The sequence below is a fragment of the Mucilaginibacter aquaedulcis genome (assembly GCF_030409325.1).
GTDB classification, from domain to species: domain Bacteria; phylum Bacteroidota; class Bacteroidia; order Sphingobacteriales; family Sphingobacteriaceae; genus Mucilaginibacter; species Mucilaginibacter aquaedulcis.
On record NZ_JAUFPR010000002.1, the window covers coordinates 2,110,875 to 2,129,082 of the forward strand.

15 protein-coding genes and 1 tRNA gene are annotated in these 18,208 nt (G+C 35.5%); 11 read left to right on the top strand and 5 right to left on the bottom strand.

Annotation, left to right across the window (positions count from 1 at the left end; translation table 11 throughout):
• The first annotated feature begins 169 nt into the window (after nt 1-169).
• The 6 genes from QWZ01_RS13110 (at nt 170) to QWZ01_RS13135 (ending at nt 7,411) form a co-directional block, all read left to right on the top strand.
• Nucleotides 170-243 (top strand) — tRNA-Arg (locus tag QWZ01_RS13110).
• Between the two features lie 914 nt (nt 244-1,157).
• Nucleotides 1,158-2,888, top strand: coding sequence for a hypothetical protein (locus tag QWZ01_RS13115; protein ID WP_290323800.1), 1,731 nt, complete (start codon nt 1,158-1,160; stop codon nt 2,886-2,888).
• 417 nt (nt 2,889-3,305) lie between these two features.
• Nucleotides 3,306-4,283, top strand: coding sequence for a hypothetical protein (locus tag QWZ01_RS13120; RefSeq protein ID WP_290323802.1), 978 nt, complete (start codon nt 3,306-3,308; stop codon nt 4,281-4,283).
• On the top strand, nt 4,280-4,774 hold the full coding sequence (locus QWZ01_RS13125) for a hypothetical protein (RefSeq protein WP_290323804.1): 495 nt from the start codon (nt 4,280-4,282) through the stop codon (nt 4,772-4,774). Before QWZ01_RS13120 ends, QWZ01_RS13125 begins: the two co-directional genes overlap by 4 nt.
• A 143-nt stretch (nt 4,775-4,917) precedes the next feature.
• A complete protein-coding gene (locus tag QWZ01_RS13130; RefSeq protein WP_290323805.1) occupies nt 4,918-6,015 on the top strand; it encodes a hypothetical protein in 1,098 nt (365 codons plus the stop codon).
• Between the two features lie 115 nt (nt 6,016-6,130).
• Nucleotides 6,131-7,411: a HEPN/Toprim-associated domain-containing protein gene (locus tag QWZ01_RS13135; protein WP_290323807.1), complete on the top strand. Its 1,281-nt coding sequence runs from the start codon at nt 6,131-6,133 to the stop codon at nt 7,409-7,411.
• A gap of 795 nt (nt 7,412-8,206) precedes the next feature.
• Here the strand turns inward: QWZ01_RS13135 and QWZ01_RS13140 are convergent.
• Nucleotides 8,207-8,545, bottom strand: a complete 339-nt coding sequence (locus QWZ01_RS13140) for a helix-turn-helix domain-containing protein (protein ID WP_290323809.1) — start codon at nt 8,543-8,545, stop codon at nt 8,207-8,209.
• Between the two features lie 304 nt (nt 8,546-8,849).
• The gene (locus QWZ01_RS13145; protein WP_290323811.1) at nt 8,850-10,070 is read right to left on the bottom strand and encodes a site-specific integrase; all 1,221 of its coding nucleotides are present in this window, start codon (nt 10,068-10,070) and stop codon (nt 8,850-8,852) included.
• 321 nt (nt 10,071-10,391) lie between these two features.
• Here QWZ01_RS13145 and QWZ01_RS13150 point away from each other — a divergent pair, with 321 nt between their 5' ends.
• Complete coding sequence (locus QWZ01_RS13150; protein ID WP_290323813.1) at nt 10,392-11,327, top strand: Nif3-like dinuclear metal center hexameric protein; 936 nt, start codon at nt 10,392-10,394, stop codon at nt 11,325-11,327.
• A gap of 309 nt (nt 11,328-11,636) precedes the next feature.
• Entirely contained in the window at nt 11,637-12,497 is an 861-nt protein-coding gene (locus tag QWZ01_RS13155) for an N-acetylglucosamine kinase (RefSeq protein WP_290323815.1), read from the top strand.
• A gap of 127 nt (nt 12,498-12,624) precedes the next feature.
• Here the strand turns inward: QWZ01_RS13155 and QWZ01_RS13160 are convergent, their stop codons facing one another.
• Nucleotides 12,625-13,317: an NUDIX hydrolase gene (locus QWZ01_RS13160; RefSeq protein ID WP_407940722.1), complete on the bottom strand. Its 693-nt coding sequence runs from the start codon at nt 13,315-13,317 to the stop codon at nt 12,625-12,627.
• A gap of 130 nt (nt 13,318-13,447) precedes the next feature.
• Between QWZ01_RS13160 and pfkA the strand changes: the two genes are divergently transcribed.
• The 3 genes from pfkA to gap are packed head-to-tail and all read left to right on the top strand — an operon-like array spanning nt 13,448 to nt 16,288.
• Nucleotides 13,448-14,434: a 6-phosphofructokinase gene (pfkA, locus tag QWZ01_RS13165; protein ID WP_290323819.1), complete on the top strand. Its 987-nt coding sequence runs from the start codon at nt 13,448-13,450 to the stop codon at nt 14,432-14,434.
• Between the two features lie 3 nt (nt 14,435-14,437).
• Nucleotides 14,438-15,286, top strand: a complete 849-nt coding sequence (locus QWZ01_RS13170; protein ID WP_290323821.1) for a hypothetical protein — start codon at nt 14,438-14,440, stop codon at nt 15,284-15,286.
• Nucleotides 15,287-15,292: 6 nt separating this feature from the next.
• A complete protein-coding gene (gene gap, locus QWZ01_RS13175) occupies nt 15,293-16,288 on the top strand; it encodes a type I glyceraldehyde-3-phosphate dehydrogenase (protein WP_290323823.1) in 996 nt (331 codons plus the stop codon).
• Nucleotides 16,289-16,519: 231 nt separating this feature from the next.
• On the opposite strand, the gene QWZ01_RS13180 is transcribed toward gap, so the two are convergent.
• On the bottom strand, nt 16,520-17,245 hold the full coding sequence (locus tag QWZ01_RS13180) for an SDR family oxidoreductase (protein ID WP_290323826.1): 726 nt from the start codon (nt 17,243-17,245) through the stop codon (nt 16,520-16,522).
• A gap of 51 nt (nt 17,246-17,296) precedes the next feature.
• Nucleotides 17,297-18,202: a helix-turn-helix domain-containing protein gene (locus QWZ01_RS13185; protein ID WP_290323828.1), complete on the bottom strand. Its 906-nt coding sequence runs from the start codon at nt 18,200-18,202 to the stop codon at nt 17,297-17,299.
• Between the last annotated feature and the right edge of the window lie 6 nt (nt 18,203-18,208).

Below are 18,208 nucleotides of genomic sequence, written 5' to 3' on the forward strand. Positions count from 1 at the left end.
ATGATAGCCAGACACTTATTACAGTTTTCAATAGCTTAAAAACTCTGAAATATTTATAAACAATTGGACGCTTTAAAGAGTACAACATTTGATTTGAAAATCAATTAGCAAAAAGATAATTGATATTTCAGCATAATTTTGCATATTTGCACCGCGAAAAAATCGCGATGGTCTCATAGCTCAGCTGGATAGAGCAACAGATTTCTAATCTGTCGGTCTCAGGTTCGAATCCTGATGAGATCACGAAGTAATTAAATTAAGTCCTGTAAATCAACGATTTACAGGACTTTTTTGTTTCTTGCTGTCAAAGATACTGTCAATAAAAATAAGTAAAATTTAGTTTATTATGATAAATATTTTTTATACAATTCTTATCAAGAAAACTAACATGCCTGTTTGATGACATTGATAGGAGTCTATTTGTAAATTTAATTGCAAAGAATTGTAATCAGGAAGATGAATATCGTAATGGCGAATGAGATGATTCCCCAACGGGCTACTAGAAACATCAGATCATACTTGTAAGTTAGATACTTACAAGTATTTTTTATTTTTACTTCAGTAGTACTGTCAATAAAATTAGATAAAATTTGGTGGATTACAATATAATCTTTTTTATCTATTAAATAATTAGGTGTGCAATTTCGGTGATTAAATACTTAGAAACAAGTCATAATCAAAGCATGCAATTGTAAGGTATTAAGTTAGTTTGTTTCAAAATCGTAATACATCCGGCTTCATTTAACTATCAAATAACTGCATTTAAACCAAGTATTTATAGGTGGTTATTGCTTTTAGGTGTCAATTTGTGTGTGAATCAAAAATAGTAAACTTGACATAATTTGATAATAGCTAATATTTAAATTTCTCAATTATTTCAGGTAGAAACCACCTAACAAGCATTTTACATTAATCGAAAATTGATGTACTTTAGTTTAACCATTAAACTTATCACAAAGTGATGAAAAAACTGCTATCATTCAATTACCTAATATTATCTTTCTCTATCAACAAAACAAGCTCGTACCAATATCTATATAAACAAAAGTCCATACCTTTTGAAGTCTATAAAACGACAAATAGATTTCCTTATCTTTTAGCATAATGAGCAATCATAATACTTTATTTCTAAATCAAACTCAAAAAAGTAACTCCCAATGTTAAAAACGATTGTGATAGAAAATGTGAAAGGTATTTATAATAGAACGTTTTCCTTAAATATCTATCCTAATAAGCCAAGTTTATTGGTTGCGCCTAATGGTTTTGGCAAAAGTTCTTTTGCAACTGCTTTTAAGTCAATGAATAACAATAGAATTGTGTTAGATGAAGAAGACTATTATAGATCTGACATAACAATGCAACCTAAGATTTCTATTGAATATGAAGCGCCTGATGGTAGTATTAAAAATCTTGAAGCAAACTCAACAAGTAATACAATTAGTGATACTTTTGATTATTTTGTAATTAACAACCAAATAAGACCAAAAGGAATTGGAAGTCAGTACGGTCGTGCAACGGCAAAACTTGCTATTAATGACATAGTAATAGTAGACAGAATTCCGGAGAACATTTCATTTAATTACCAGTTTAGAACTTTTCAGGAAAGATTTGGTGTAAACTCCAAAGTACTACCTAATGCTAATATTGCTTTAAATGATTTGATACTTATTACAAAACTATCTTCCGAGTATACCTCATTAAGTCGCTCAAACAACAAAACAAACCAAAATAAAATCAACTCCTTTATCAACGACGTAAATCTACAGATGGGAGCTGCTCCTGCTTTGATCGATTGGATTGAAGCTAGCAAACTACCTGAATTAAACGATATTGAATACCTTAATCCTATTGCAATGATTATTCACAAGTCCGATATCGGGATTGATTCAATAGCAAAATCGTATTTATTAGCTATTCAGCTTGTTTGGTTATACAACAACGACCCTGCAAACTTTAAATCAGCAGCTTCATATAATCAATATAAACTGAAAAAAAAACGTTTTGATGACATCCTTTCAACTTTCAACGCTACTTGGAAAGGTATTAAATCATCCCAATCTGACAATAAACTGCTTGTAAAATTCCCAAAAGCAATTGATATATCTAATGGTCAAAGAGACATTTTGACTTTTATCTCAATGCTATTTAAAGCGACCACCAAACTAAAGAAGGACGCAAATATTTTAATTATTGACGAAGTGTTTGATTACTTGGACGATGCAAATCTAACAGCAGCACAGTATTACATTACAAAATTTATAGATCATTTTACAAAAGCCGGTAGACGAATCTATCCTTTAATATTAACACATCTAAATCCGAATTACTTTAAAAATTTTGCTTTCAAAGATCAGAAAGTCTACTATCTGGACAAATCTAATATGCAGGTCGATGCCAATCTGACCAAACTGCTTAGAAACCGTAATAATCAAAGCATTAAAGATGATGTTGCCAAGTACTTACTTCACTATAGTCCATTTTTTATTAACAAAAGACAGGAATTTAGGAATTTGACAATAGCCGAACTTTGGGGAGAATCCGATAATTTTTATAAGTTTTTGTACAAGGAAGCTGATAATTACATCAATGGTAGGGCGTTTTGTCCCTTTGCCGTTTGTGGTGCGGTTCGAGTTAAAATTGAAGAGATTGCCTATAACAAACTTCAAAGTAATGAAGGTAAAGAGGCATTCCTCAGTACTAATATGACAAAAGACAAACTTGAAAAAGCCGATGAATTAGGTGTTGCTTCACCCTCCTCCCATTACTTTCTTGGTATCATTTATAATGAAGGCATGCACTGGAAAGATGGACAAGATAACGTGTCACCAATTGCAGCAAAGCTTGAACATCAAGTCATCAAAAAATTGATTCAAGATATTTTCAAATAGGTAAGGTAAAAGTTCAAGTCAATACTTCTGTCCCGAATGTCACATATTTTTAATCACACATACTCAAATTTAAGTTCGCCTACTCCTACAAATTAAAAACGGGCATGGTTGTTATGAAATCTTTTTTCTTTCATTAATCTTTTGATCATTGCCACTTCATAACGGATATGAGTAGATAAATGCAATACTCTCTTTGAATTGAATTGTAAATCTTCTCATTATGTTATTGTTATCGAATGAGTTATAAAGTGCATTGTGAAGAGTATGAATGCTTTACTTAACGTCGTTTTTTAACCTGCATTTTGAATAATCTAAGTTATGCACATTGCCTAAAGTGTGATTCATTAATTTTGTATTAAATTTTGTAATTATTAATAGTTTATCTGAACTTGTGAACAATTAACCCTTATCTATCAAATGTCAACCGAATCCGAAGTGCTTGAAAGTTCACAAGAAGTGAAGTTTTACTTACATAAAATAAATTTTTTACCATACGTCGATTCTCCTAAACAGAAAACGAATGATATTCTTTTTGATGTTTTAAATTTCCTTAATAAGGAACATCTTCAAGGTAAAGCATATGCTATTGATAAGAATAAAAACAAGCCAGAAATGGAACGACGTGAGATGTTTATGAATAATCCAGTAAGAGTTGCAAGGACTAATAAATTCAAATGCTCAATGGCATTATTAAAAGACAAATCATTAATGGTAAAACCCAAGGACACCTTTGAGTTAGTCCCCTTTAACAAAGCCACAGGATTGATTGCTGAATTAACTCATTTTTATATCGACTACAGTGTCAGTCCTGCAATAATCTGTGCGCAGTTTAATAATGACGGTCCTCGAATTAGTGATATTGAATTTTATTTTAGAAGTCTTGCTCAAGAAATGAGGCTTGCAAGGGGGTGTCAAACTACAACATACTTATATGCTCCTATCGATACTACACTTGCACATTTGCACAATGTATTAAATTTTGAGATTAAACTACGACCTCAAAGTATAGCTCAAATGGATGACGACATAAAAGGAGGTTTTATATCAGACTTTTCAAATATGGGGAACAGATTAAAACCCAACTTCATTCGTGTTGAAGCGATGTTTCAAACACCTGGGGCTAAAGTTAAAAGTGAGCACCTAAATAAGGAAGCGAACACATTCATAATAAACTTGTTGAAAAAGTGCCAAGCGAAGCCTTTTCATATTGATCAATTTGACGAATTTGAGATTAAGTTCGTGAATAAGGATGGTGAAAACGAAACTTTCAATCTGACAAAAGGTAAAAGAGAAATCAGCGTTCAAATTAATAGAGAAGAACATATGACTACCACAAAATATTATCATTTAATAGAAGCCCACTTTGATAAATTTATTGAAACTTTTCACTCATGATAGAATATTATTTCAAACGGCCGTTATTGTATGACTATTTGATCGGTACTTTAGTATGCGCATTGTTTTTTTGGCTAAATCAGAGAGGATATTTTAATTTGCCGAATTCAAATAGTAGCTTATCAACAACAACTGATTTGTCAACAATATCATTAACATTAGGAGGATTTGTCTTAACGTTACTGACTGTATTGATTACATTTAAAACAGGTGCAAAAATACCTAATGGCTCGCAGAATGAGGATATTCCTCTATTTGATCTTTTTTTTTCTACAAGACTGTATTATCAAACAACAGGGCTTTTGAAGGGCTGTATCAATTCCTTAGTATTTATTTCCGTGTTAGGGTTTTCGTTAAAGCTATTATTGAGCGAATTATTTAGCAAGTATTTGTTCTATTCAAATATATTAGGTTTAATCATAATCGCTACCACCTTATACCGTAGCCTTATGATTTTGACAAGAATAATTAACCTTCAAAAAGAGAATTAACATAGTATAAGTCTTATACTTTATTTCAATTGTTTCTCAATTATTTTGACCAAAACAACTATTTTTCAATGAATACTAGTTAATTTTATTAGATAATTATCTGTTAAAGAATAAATTAAGCTCTTATATCTAATTAATAGATCATGAAGAACAAACTATCTCTTACAGAAAAAATAATTGTCTTATCTCTAATTTGTGTGGTGCTTGGGGTCTTTTTACCCGGTTTTATTATGTATTTGAATGATACGTTTTGGGAAAAAGACATCGTCAACAAGCTTGATCCGTCAATAAAAGCTAAGTATATTAAAAATAGGGATTTCAATTTGGCTCTTGAGCATCGAAAAAGAATCTTATTTACCTCTTTAGCTGATACGAATGAAAATTTATCGACTAAGCAAATCGATGAGATTTACAAATCCTCAATAATTCTTGACAAATTGAAGATGGGGCCTTCAATACAGATAGCTCCTTACTATCCGAAAAGCCGACTTTTAATTTTATGGCCCTTTGCGTATTTTGGTTTAAGTTGTTTAGCTTTTCTAATAAAATTGAATTCTAAATTTAGAATAAGTATTAGGGATTTTTTTCGATATACTTTTTTGCTAATCATATTCACAAGATGGCCTACTTGGTTAAGAAATACGGATATTGGCAATATCAACAGAGTTATTTATTCGGCAAACAATTTTGATGTAAGTAAGCTTGGTTTTTTCATGCAGGAAATTCAATCTTTAATTTCAATCCTCTTAGTGGCTTATATATTCTGTAAATGGCTCGGTCATTCGCAAAATTTAAACTTAGCTTATTCTAAAAACAAAAATTTTAGTCAATCATATTTTTTGAAGCTTTCAAGAAATTTGCGTTTTATCTACCAACAATGGCAGATTTCATCTATTCTGCTAGCTTCATCTTTTGGGTTTTATACTTTTCATTTTTGGCTTATGATTCATGACAATCATGATTACCGTTATATGCCACATGCGATTATATTGCATCTTTTTTGGGGATTAACTTGGTGTATAATTACTATACCTCTTTATTTGACAAAGGAATATTATACAAGCCTCAAAGAAATGTATCTAATGAATCAATTTTCAAATCAAAATATGGAATTATCTCCGAATGAAAATATTAAAAATCTTATTATTAGTGGTGACCCTATATCTACACAGAATCAAACTGTTACCACAATAATTAGCGGTGTTGCCTTTCTGTTTCCTTTGATCAAAGCTTTCATTTGATAAATAATTTTTTATTTATTTAGGCTAAAGTGCTTACAATCTTGTACCGGTTCTACATGTCAACGTTCTGTATCTTTGACTGAAAATGTATTGTTTCACCTAAATGTAATTAATAATGAGTAGTTATGGTGAGTTGGCTATCGGAAACATAAATCTACTGTCCTGCCAAAATCACGCGCCCGATTTCCTAAGTTTAATTTTTTCCCGAGAAAATATCCATAAATTTTATGTCGACGAAGATAGAAATTTGGTGACCCATAGGACCGACTATGAAACTTATTGGTTAGTTGCAAAATCTTCTCTTATCCATGAACGATTAAAAATATTAGGCTATACCGAGGTCAATTTACAAACTCAATTTAAAAAGTTTATCATTGATAAAGTAGATGATTTAATTAATGATTGTTACGCATTTGATGATAATAACTTTAAAGAAAAAACACATATTGAGTTGTTTTTTTGGCAAAATTTGACTTTAGAAAAGCTTAGAAACTCACTTGTGTATTTACTCTCTGAAGGATTTTCAGAGATTATAATCAGCGAATCGGAATGCTTTAACAGTATTGAAAATTATTTAACGTTTAGTATATTAAATGGAGATCTACTTCTTTCCCTTCCTTTTAACTCCTATCTATTTGGATTGCTCTTCGTAGTAATCTGCTCGAATGGAAATAGTCAAATATCATTTGACTTTACAGAATTGTATAATGGTGGTTATTTAGGGAATGATTGTGATAACGTAATTAGTGATGCCAAATTTGAAAAGATAATTTTAATCACTGAGGGCTCTACTGATATATCGATTCTCGAACCATCACTAAAACTCCTATATCCAGCAATACAAAGATTTTATAGTTTTTTTGATTTTTCATCGTTCAATAAAGAAGGAGGTGCTGGCGGACTTGCAAATATGGTTAAAGCTTTTGCTGGCGCAGGAATATCAAATCGAATGATATTTATATTTGACAACGACACAGCGGCTAAGGATGCTCAAAGAAGTTTAATAAATCTAAGATTACCCCAACATTTTAAAATCATGAATTATCCTTACTTGGAAAGTGCTCAAAATTATCCAACTGTAGGGCCAAATGGATTGGTTTACATGGATGTTAATGGGTTAGCTGGTAGCATAGAAATGTATTTGGGTGAGGATATTCTAAAAAATGAAAAAGATTTTACCCCTGTTCACTGGAAAGGATATATTGAAAGTTGTAAAGCCTACCAGGGAGAGATTCAATACAAAAGAGAACTTCAATTACGGTTCTACGATAAAGTCGCATTTGCTAAGAATTCTATTGCCACGATTGGTTCTAATTCGAACTGGGATGATTTGCGTGAAATATTTAAGACAATTTTTGAAATATTTGAAGATCTAAATCCGAAACATTTTTACTAATAGTCTTCCTTTCACTTATATAGATTCAAAATATGTAAATACATGTAATTATATCCTCTCTTAAAACGCTATTCATTATTTACGTGTTTACACATGAAACTTGTTTAAGAAATTTCTTTGTGAAATAATAGGAATCAAATTTTTTTCATTGGTTTTTGTATGCCTTGTTAAACTCTTTAAGGACAAAATATTGATGCGAAAGCTATCCCGTTTTAAGCTTAATGACTTTATATTGGCTACTTATTAATATCACATTATTTAGCATACTTCTTTAGAGTAGTTTCCTAAGTGGCTTAAAAAACAATATGCCGAACTCTAAATGCTCTAATACGTACTATTCTGACAAAACCATCTTAAGCAACAAAAAGCAGGACTTTTAAGATTTCCAAAAGGAAACGGAATAAATGGCCATAGTTAATTCGGTGGCTTGTGCTGGCCAAAAAATGGGAATGTAGCGTAGCGAAATTGTCATTGCGTAGGCAGTGCAAACAAGCCTCCTAATTAATTATTTGTATGGCCTTGAGCGTTTATGCCGTAGTCTTTTGGAAACCCGTAGGGCTTGTCTTAAAATACGCAGGCTACCTTTGCTGAAAGATGGATTTAGTTAAATGAGTTTTTTATTGCTTCCAGATTTTATATTTAAATGTTCCAAGTCTGTAACACGGAACATTGAGTTCCATCGACGGGACTATTTATACTTTTATTTACACCAATTTGACTAATCGTAATTATGGTAAAAAAGATCTTTTTGTCAATAAAAAAGCCCCATGCGTTTGACATGGGGCAGGGTGTTAGTTAGCCATTTTCCTGTTTATTCCATTGTTCTGAATAACCATATTTAGCCATTGAGCTTTGAACTTCTTCTTCAGTGAAGTATCTATTCTTCCCAAATTTCTGCCCCGCGATACTTCCTTTTTTCATCCAATTATGAACAGTTGCTTTCGTAACCTTAAATCTTCTCGCAATATCGTCAATGGTCATCAGAGGCTTTTTTTGCTGTTCAAACTTCTTTTGTTCATTTAAGTATTCCCTTAAAGCTTCTTTAACATAATCTTTAAGGATCTTTTCTAAATAAAGGAATTTCACATCCACTCTTAAATCTTTGATGATTGCTTCTTGATTAGTTGATAACATTTGTTTTGAATTCTAAAATCGGCGCATCTCTCCTGCGCTTAGGAGGTTCTTTATTTTTAGTGTTCTTAATTAACACATTAGGTAAATCACAAACGAATAGTTTAAATAATCGTTATAAGCTAGTTGTCCTAAATAACTAATGCCAAATAAACTGCCGTTTGAGAATTAAAATCGAATTAACTTGTTTAAGTTTAATTGAATAATGATAGACAGGATACCTGTCATTAAATGAGCCTTAATAGCAAGGCATTAGATTTCAAATGTAATATTTTACTTTAATTTATCAAATTACACTAACTTAAATTTATGCTATTCGTAGTTTCCTTGACCAGATATTGTTCATTTCTAACATCTTAACCTTATCTGTTAACTTTATATATTTTTTAAATGTTTTATAATCCTTATGCCCGGTAATAGACATTACTGTTTCTGGCCTCATTCCTTTTTCTAATGAAAGGGTAACAAAGGTTCTTCTCGCAGTGTGAGTAGTGATAAAATTATATTTAGGCTCTGAAAATTCAACTTTATCAACTCCTCTATATTTTATAATTAAGATTTTTTCTTCTATTTCTGCCAGTTTTGCTATTTCTTTCAAATAGGCATTCGTTTTCTGATTTGAAAATAGTTTTGGTAGTAACCCTCCATTTTTATATAGTAACTCTTTAGCAAAGTCATTGAGGGGGATTCTTAAAAAGTCCCTTGTTTTTTCAGTTTTGATTTCGATATATTCATCTTTAATATTTTCCTGTTGCAGTTTGGTTATATCTGAATACCGTAATCCAGTGAAACAAGCAAAGCAAAAATTATCTCTTACCACCCTTAATTTGGTGCTTGTAAGTTCTAAATCATAGATCTTCAATAGTTCTGCCTCTGACAGATAAATTAATTCACCGTCTTCCCTAAATACCTTGAACTTTTTATAATCCTGACTACTTTTATTATATCCATTATCAAAAGCAAAATTCATGAATGATTTTATGATTTTGATATAATTACCTATTGTGTTATTTAAGAGCTTGCAATCCTCTGTAAGAAAAGAAACAAAGCTATCATGAAAAGTACTGTTAATCCTATCGAAAGTTAGCTCATAGCGTTTCTTTTTGCTAAACTTGTTAAGGTGATTAAGACAAGTAATATAATGTCTGATCGTACCATCTGTAATTTTACCTTTTGAAGAATCTATATATTCCTGAAAATATAGAGCGAGTGTTTTTCTTTCGTTCGTTTTGTTTAGGCTGTCATTAAACCGTTGCTTTATAAAATTGAAATTAAGCGTACTGTAGTTTAACAAACATTCCCTCTCCGCCTTCGTAATGATTTCTTCTAGGGCATTAAGGTGAGCGTTTAAATATTCATGATCCTGTTGCTTCACTTTCAGACGCTGCTTAGATTTTAACCACATCGTAGGTGAGATTTTGACTTTCACAGAATGTCTGAATTTCTGACCATTAGCTAAGTAAGTCATTAAAATAAAAGATTGGCCGTTTTTGTCGGCTTTGTCGAGATAAAAATTTACGGTTGCCATTTTTAATTTGCTGTCAATATTACTGTCAATTTGTTGTTTACTTAACTATTTCAAAGTTGAGTATAATTGATAGCCAAAACAAATTAAATAGTTGATAATCAGTTTATTAATGTAAATTTAAATCAAGTTTGATATAATTGAATAAAACATTAAATAATCCTGATGAGATCACTGGAATAGTAAGCCTTTCTGGATATCAGGAGGGCTTTTTTTATTGCAGATAATTTGTGTGGTACAACTATAACCTACATCAACCGCTTTATACCAATATAACATAAACACATACAATCATTTTTTATATTTGGTTAAACCTAAAAAGTTATGAGTTTACCCCAAAAACAATTTTACCTGAGCCAAGAACAATCTCGGAGGAAATTTATTTACAACCTAAGCAAAACCGCCGGCGTTACCGCTTTATTAGCATCACCACTGGCAGGCAGGGCAAGTGATTTTTTTCACGTTAAGGTTGATATTACCGTAGGGCAGATCATGGATCTTTTCATCAGCAAGGTACCGGGCGGCCCCATAAACCCCACGGTTGATACGTTAAAGGCTGGGAACCGTGATATTAAAGTTACCGGCATTGTAACTACCATGTTTGCTACTATTGAGGTAATAAAAAAGGCTATAGCACTTGGGGCAAACTTTATCATTGCTCACGAACCTACTTTTTATAATCACCAGGACGAAACCGCATGGTTGGCCAATGACGATGTTTACCGCTACAAAGCCGATCTGCTAAAGCAACACAATATTGCGGTGTGGCGAAATCATGATCATATTCACAGACTAAATCCTGATGGTGTTAGAATGGGACTGCTAAAACAACTTAACTGGCAAAGCTATTACAATGCTTCGGCAAGCGAAATATTGATGCTTCCTGATACTTCTTTAGGTGCCCTCATTCAGCATGTGAAACAAAAACTTTCTATTAATAAGGTGAGGTATATTGGCGACCCTAACCAGAACTGCAAAAAAATATTGCTGATGCCGGGCGCTGCCGGAGGTACCCGGCAAATACAGGCCATGGGTAAATACAAACCCGATGTTTTAATATGCGGCGAAATACAGGAATGGGAAACGGCTGAATACGTTCGTGATGCGCAAACTAAAGGTGATAAACTTTCATTAATTGTACTTGGCCACATTGCCAGTGAAGAGCCCGGATCGGAATTTATGGCCAGCTGGTTAAAAGAAAACTTGCCCGGCACGAAAATAACGCATATTCCTGCTAACAATTCTTTATCATTTTTGTAATTGTTAAATACAGTCTACTTTAATTTGTATATACATAATTGTTGTTAAATTATTTAACATTACGTACAATTGCAGATAAGTTTAATTTATTTGCCGATTAGCTAATTATATGTAAATCACACAGTTGTTAATATCAGACGTTTTTTAATAAAACACACCAGATTTCTGACGACTGATGCATTTTTTTAACAAAAAGAAGGTATTTTTAGCTTAAAAAACGCATTTTTAGTTTTTTAAATAGAAAGTGTTTTTTTTACAATAAGTTAATCCTACTTTTAACCCAATTTATTTTATAATAAAACTTAATTTATGATCATAATTGCTGACGGTGGCTCAACTAAAACAAACTGGTGTCTGGTTACCGAAGAAGGTAAAAAAGTGTATTTTAACACTGAGGGCTACAACCCTTATTTTTCTGGTACGGAGTATATCATACAGTCTTTAAATGAAAGTTTGCCAACCGACCTTGAGAAGGATGAAATAACCGAAGTAAATTATTACGGTGCAGGCTGTTCAACGCCCGAAATGCGCAAAATTGTTGAAGACGCGATGAAAGTCGTTTTCTCCAAATCAAAAGTGAACATTGGTCATGACCTGCTTGCCGCCGCACGTGCCCTTTTAGGTAACAAGGAAGGTTTTGCAGCCATTTTAGGAACAGGTACCAATACCTGTATTTATGATGGTAAAGATGTAGCTATGAACATTGACTCTGGTGCTTATATTTTAGGCGACGAAGGCAGTGGTTGCTATATAGGCAAAAAATTACTGACCGATTACCTGCGTGGTTACATGCCTGAGCCTGTACGTAACCTGTTCTGGGAAACTTACAAACTTACTCCTGATGATATCAATGAGCAAGTATACACCCAGCCGCGTGCAAACCGTTTCTGCGCAAGCTTCAGCAAGTTTGTTTATGATAATAACGTTCATATAGAATATTCACGCAACCTGGTGCGTACCTCATTTGAAGATTTTTTCCGTAACCTGGTAACACACTACCCTGATTACCAAAAATACAGCTTTAACTGTATCGGTTCTGTTGGTTACAACTTCAGAAACGTTTTAGAAGAAGTAGTAAGCGAAAATGGCATGAAAGTAGGCAACATCATTCGCTCACCTATAGATAATCTGGTAAAATATCACCTTGAACTTTCTCCAAGCTCTTTGTAAGGGAAGCAAGAAATTAGAGTCAAGAATCAAGATAAAAAAAGGCCCGAAAGTTAATCTTCGGGCCTTTTCCGTTTTATTTAATAGATGATCTCCTAATTCTTGGCTCTAATTTCTTGCCTCTTCTACACTATCCTATGTTCATTTCGCCCTGGAATATCTTGCCATATTTGCGCTTATCAAACTTGTACAGTTTCGCGGCTCGGTATGATACTCCTTTTTGCTTTTCGTCAAGCTCCTTTAAAAAGCCATAGCTCAGCATTTTTTTGCGGAAGTTTCTTTTATCCAGTTTTTTATTCAAAACCGCTTCATAAAGTGACTGTAGCTGGGTAAGCGTAAATTTTTCGGGCAGTAACTCAAAAGCTATAGGCTGGTAATGCAGGCGCCTGCGTATTTTGTTAAAACCGGTGTTAAATATCTGGCTGTGGTCAAATGCCAGTTTGGGTAACTCGTTAACCGGGTGCCAGAACGCTTTTTTGGCATACTGTGTAACCGGCCGTAATTCCTTTTGTCCGTTTATACGTATCAAGGCATAATAGGCTACGGTGATAACTCTACCCTGCGGGTGCCTGTTCACTTCGCCAAAAGTGTGAAACTGCTGCATGTGCATATCCCTTAAGCCGGTAAGCTCATACAAAATACGTTCGGCTGCGTCATCAATACTTTCGTCCTGCTCAACAATATAACCGGGCAAGGCCAGCCAGTCTTTATAGGGCTCTTCGTTACGTTCAATAAGCAAAATTTTAAGCTCTCCGGCTTCAAATCCAAAAATTACGCAGTCAATAGAGAATACGGAATCAAACTTGGGTAGCATTACTTCCAAAATTGTACGGGGATTTAAGTTTATTTGCCTAAATATATGTGCTTAATTCCTAAACCAAAAAAAAATAAATAAAATTTAATGGTGTAATTTACACACACTATCTTCGTACCACGAATTTATTGACGTAAAGATGAATAAAATTTCAAAACTTGCTGTTTTAACATCCGGTGGCGACGCCCCCGGAATGAACCCCTGCATAAGGGCAGTTGTTAGAACAGCATTATATAACGGCATTGAAGTTGTTGGTGTTAGGCAAGGCTATAAAGGGCTTATTGAGAACGACATGTACGATATGGACAAGCGTTCGGTAAGCAACATACTTAACTTAGGTGGTACCATTTTAAAAACAGCACGCTGTTTACCTTTCAAAGAAGATGAAGGTATGGCCATTGCATACAAGCATTTGAAAGAACGCGGTATTGATGGCCTTGTAGTTATTGGCGGCGACGGCACATTTACCGGTGCACTGCGTTTTTCAAGAAAATACCCTGACATTGCTGTTATGGGCGTACCGGGCACTATTGATAATGACCTGTACGGATCAACCTATACCCTTGGGTTTGATACTGCAACAAATACTGTTATCCAGGCTATTGATAAAATACGTGATACTGCCGATGCGCATGATCGCCTGTTTTTTATTGAGGTTATGGGTCGCGATTCGGGAGCTATTGCTTTACGCGCGGGTATTTCCTGTGGTGCCGAAGCGATTTTGTTACCTGAAAAACAAACCGCTCTTGAAGATCTGATCAAAAACCTGAAGGAAGGCAAATCCAACAAAAAATCATCAAGTATCGTTATAGTAGCCGAAGGCGATAAAAACGGTGGCGTGTATGATGTAGCCAAAGCCGTACAACAAGAAGTTAAGGACTACGATGTTAAAGTAACTATATTAGGCCACTTGCAAAGAGGAGGCAGTCCATCAAGCTTTGACCGTATTTTGGGTAGTCGTCTGGGTTTTGCAGCTGTAAACGCGCTGATTGCCGGCGAAAGCCAAAAAATGGTAGGTTTGCAGGCAAATCATATCCTGCTTACCAGTTTAGATGATGCGCTGAACAACCATGAGTTTAAGCTGGAGGCTGATCTTTTACAGATGGCGGATATATTATCGATATAATAAATGATTGCAGTTGTATATAGCGGATCGTATTTTGCACATTGGCGCCTGGCCGATAAGGGCCGCATTGTGGCCTCTTTTAAAACCAATGGCATCAATCCTTATTTTAACGACGAAAAGCACATCCTGCAACTCCTTAATAAGAATATCAACCTCATACACCACGCCGAACAAATAAGAAAAATATATTTCTTTGGCGCGGGTGCCTCATCTGCCGAGCGTAAGCAAATTGTTCATAATGCACTTTCGGCCTTTTTTAAATTTGGCCGGGTAATGGTTGACCACGATATTACAGCTGCGGCAATTGCCTGCTGTAAAAATTCGCCGGGCATTATCAGTATTTGTGGCAGCGGTTCAAACGCGGCCTGGTATGATGGTAAAAAGGTACAGCCCAATAACTACGGCCTTGGCTATGTACTGGCCGATGAAGGCTCAGGAAACTGGCTGGGCAGGCAGTTGCTTAAAGGTTTTATGAACGAAACCCTGCCGCCAAACCTTAAAAAGAAGTTTGTTCATAAGTACGATGTGGAGCGTAAAACACTGCTTGAAAAAGTGTATCGCCAAAAACAACCGGCGCTGTATTTAAGTTCGTTTACCGACTTTTATATGGAAAACCGCGATGACCATCATCTCCAAAACGTCATAAAAAAAGGATTTAGCAAGCTAATTTCAACATATTTGCTACCTTTATCAAAGCAACACCCGGATGCCTCTATTCATTTTGCAGGTACTGTGGCGTCAAATTTTCAGGAACATTTACATGAGGCTGCTGCCGAAGCCAATTTGCAGATAGCTAATATCATAAAAGAACCTATAAATAATTTATTAACCTACTATTCAAATAAAAATTAAAAAATCATGAAAATAGGAATTAACGGTTTCGGCCGTATTGGCCGTCTGGCATTCAGAGCCGCAATTGAAAGACCCGACATTGAAGTTGTTGGTATTAATGACCTTGTTGAGCCTGATTACATGGCTTACATGTTAAAATACGATTCAACTCACGGTCCTTTCAAAGGCACTATTGCCGTTGAAGGCGGACATTTGGTTGTAAACGGTAAAACTATCCGTGTAACTGCCGAAAAAGACCCTGCTAACCTTAAATGGGGTGAAGTAGGTGCTGAGGTGATCATTGAATCAACAGGCTTATTCTTAACTCAGGAATCTGCTCAAAAACATATTGATGCCGGTGCTAAAAAAGTAGTTATGAGCGCACCAGCTAAAGATGATACCCCTACTTTTGTAATGGGTGTTAACAACAAACAATTATCTGCAAGCCACACTATCGTATCAAACGCTTCATGTACTACTAACTGCCTTGCTCCTATCGCTAAGGTATTGAATGATAGCTTTGGTATTGAAGAAGGCTTAATGAGCACTGTACACGCGGTTACAGCTACTCAAAAAACAGTTGACAGCCCATCGGCTAAAGACTGGAGAGGCGGCCGTGGTGCTTACCAAAACATCATCCCTTCATCAACCGGTGCTGCTAAAGCGGTTACTTTGGTTATCCCTGAATTAAAAGGTAAATTAACCGGTATGTCATTCCGTGTTCCGGTTGCCGACGTATCTGTTGTTGACTTAACTGTACGCCTTAAAAAAGGTGCTACTTATGAAGATATCAAAGCAGCTATGAAAACAGCTTCTGAGGGCGACTTAAAAGGTATTTTAGGTTACACTGAAGATGATGTTGTATCTGAAGACTTTAAAGGTGATGCACGTACATCAATTTTTGATGCTAAAGCTGGTATCGCTCTGAATGATAACTTCGTTAAAGTTGTATCTTGGTACGATAACGAGTGGGGTTATTCAAACAAACTGATTGACCTGGTTCAGGAAATCGGCAAAGTTTAATTTGCTTCGATCATCAAATCTTTAATTTATACAGAAAGCCCCGGTAATACCGGGGCTTTTGTTTTTTGTATGCGGATCATAGTTGAGTTTGCAAGGAGTTCGTCATGCCGAATTTATTTCGGCATCCCACAGGACAAACTACGCGCACACTTTGCATATGGGGTGCCGAAATAAATTCGGCATGACGGTTGTTATCTTTACTCCATTATCCCTAAGTCCTTACTCCCAAAATTACCAGGGCGTTTCTCCGTAGTCACTTACATATTTGCCTGTAGGGCCATCTTTATCTAACATGGCATATTCCACAATTGGTGCTGCGCCATCTTCAACCGGTTTAGGGCCCTGGTTGTTATTAAATTCGGTATTGGTGTAGCCGGGGTTTACCGCGTTTACCTTAACCTGATCTTTTAGCTCAAAAGCCAAAGCAACAGTATAAGCATTCAACGCTGTTTTTGATGGACCGTAAGCCGCTGATTTAAAATGATAATACTCCCAGTCAGGGTCATTATGGTAAGTTAATGATCCCAGGTCTGAAGTAACATTTACTATCCTTGGGTTTTCGGCTTTCTTTAACAGATCAATAAATGCTTTAACGGTGCGAATCACACCAAAAAAGTTTACTTCAAAAACCTCTTTCATAGTTTCATCACTTACCGATGTAGCAGGCTGCGGAAATGCACCCGGAATACCGGCATTGTTGATCAGCACATCCAGATGATCAACCTTTTGAGCAAGCTGATCATGGGCCTGCTGTACAGATTGTTCGCTGGTAACATCTATCAGCAGTAATTCAACATCGGCAAGTCCCTCTGATTTTAGTTGTTCAACTGCCTTATCGCCTTTGTCTTTATCCCTGCTTCCTAAAAATATATGATAGCCTGCCTTTAAAAGCTGGCGGGCGGTTTCCAGGCCAATACCTTTATTGGCTCCGGTTATTAAAACTGTTTGTTTACTCATATAGCAAAGCTACAGCGGGCGTAATTTATGAGCACTGCACATAGCAGGGCATTAACTGTACATTTCCCGGATTTGATCCCTGTACCCTATCGGCGTAACACCGGCTATCCGTTTAAAAAAACGGTTAAAGTAAGCTGCATCCTCAAAGCCAAGTTCATCAGCTATTTGCTTAACCGAAAGATCGGTATGCAGCAGCCTGCGCTTAGCCTCTACAATAAGCCTTTCATGAATATGGGTGATGGCTGTTTTACCGCTTTGCTGTTTAATAACATCGGTAAGGTAGCCGGGTGTTATGTTCAGCTTTTCAGCATAGGCCGCCACTTCGTGATGGGTGCTGTAGTGCTCGCCTATAAGTGATTGGAAGCTTTTAAGTACGCAGAAACACTGGTCAATAGCCCTTTCGTTAAACTGTTCGGTATACAGCCTGCTCAGGTAAATTACCAATACCCGCAACCATGAGGTAAGCATTTGATTGCGCCACGAACCATCAGTATCAAACTCAGCAAGCATCTTTTGCATCACATCCTCAACAAAGCTCATATCCTGCTTGGTGAGCAACAATTCATGAGCCCCTGCCGGGTTTTGAATAATGGGGAGATGCAGCAATATCCTGTTCTCTTCCAGCTGCAAAAACTCTTCTGTAAAACAAAGCATAAGTCCCTCCATCGGGCCGGCGTGTTCCTTTAAATGTACTTGCTGAGGCACGGTAAAGTAAAAAGTATCAGGCTTAATTACATAGGGCATAAAATCTATCCAATGCCGGTTGTTCCCCTGTTTCACCAATACAAAAAGGAAATAATCTTTACGGTGAGGGATCAGGAAAGCAGGATCGAGCCTGAAATCGCCGCAATTAGCCTCGGCCTTGCGTACCTCTATCATGGTATTACACCTGTCACCATTTTGCTGCAGGGAATAAGTAGGTATGGTTGGTTTATCCGGAGTAGTTAAAACAGGCATATGCCA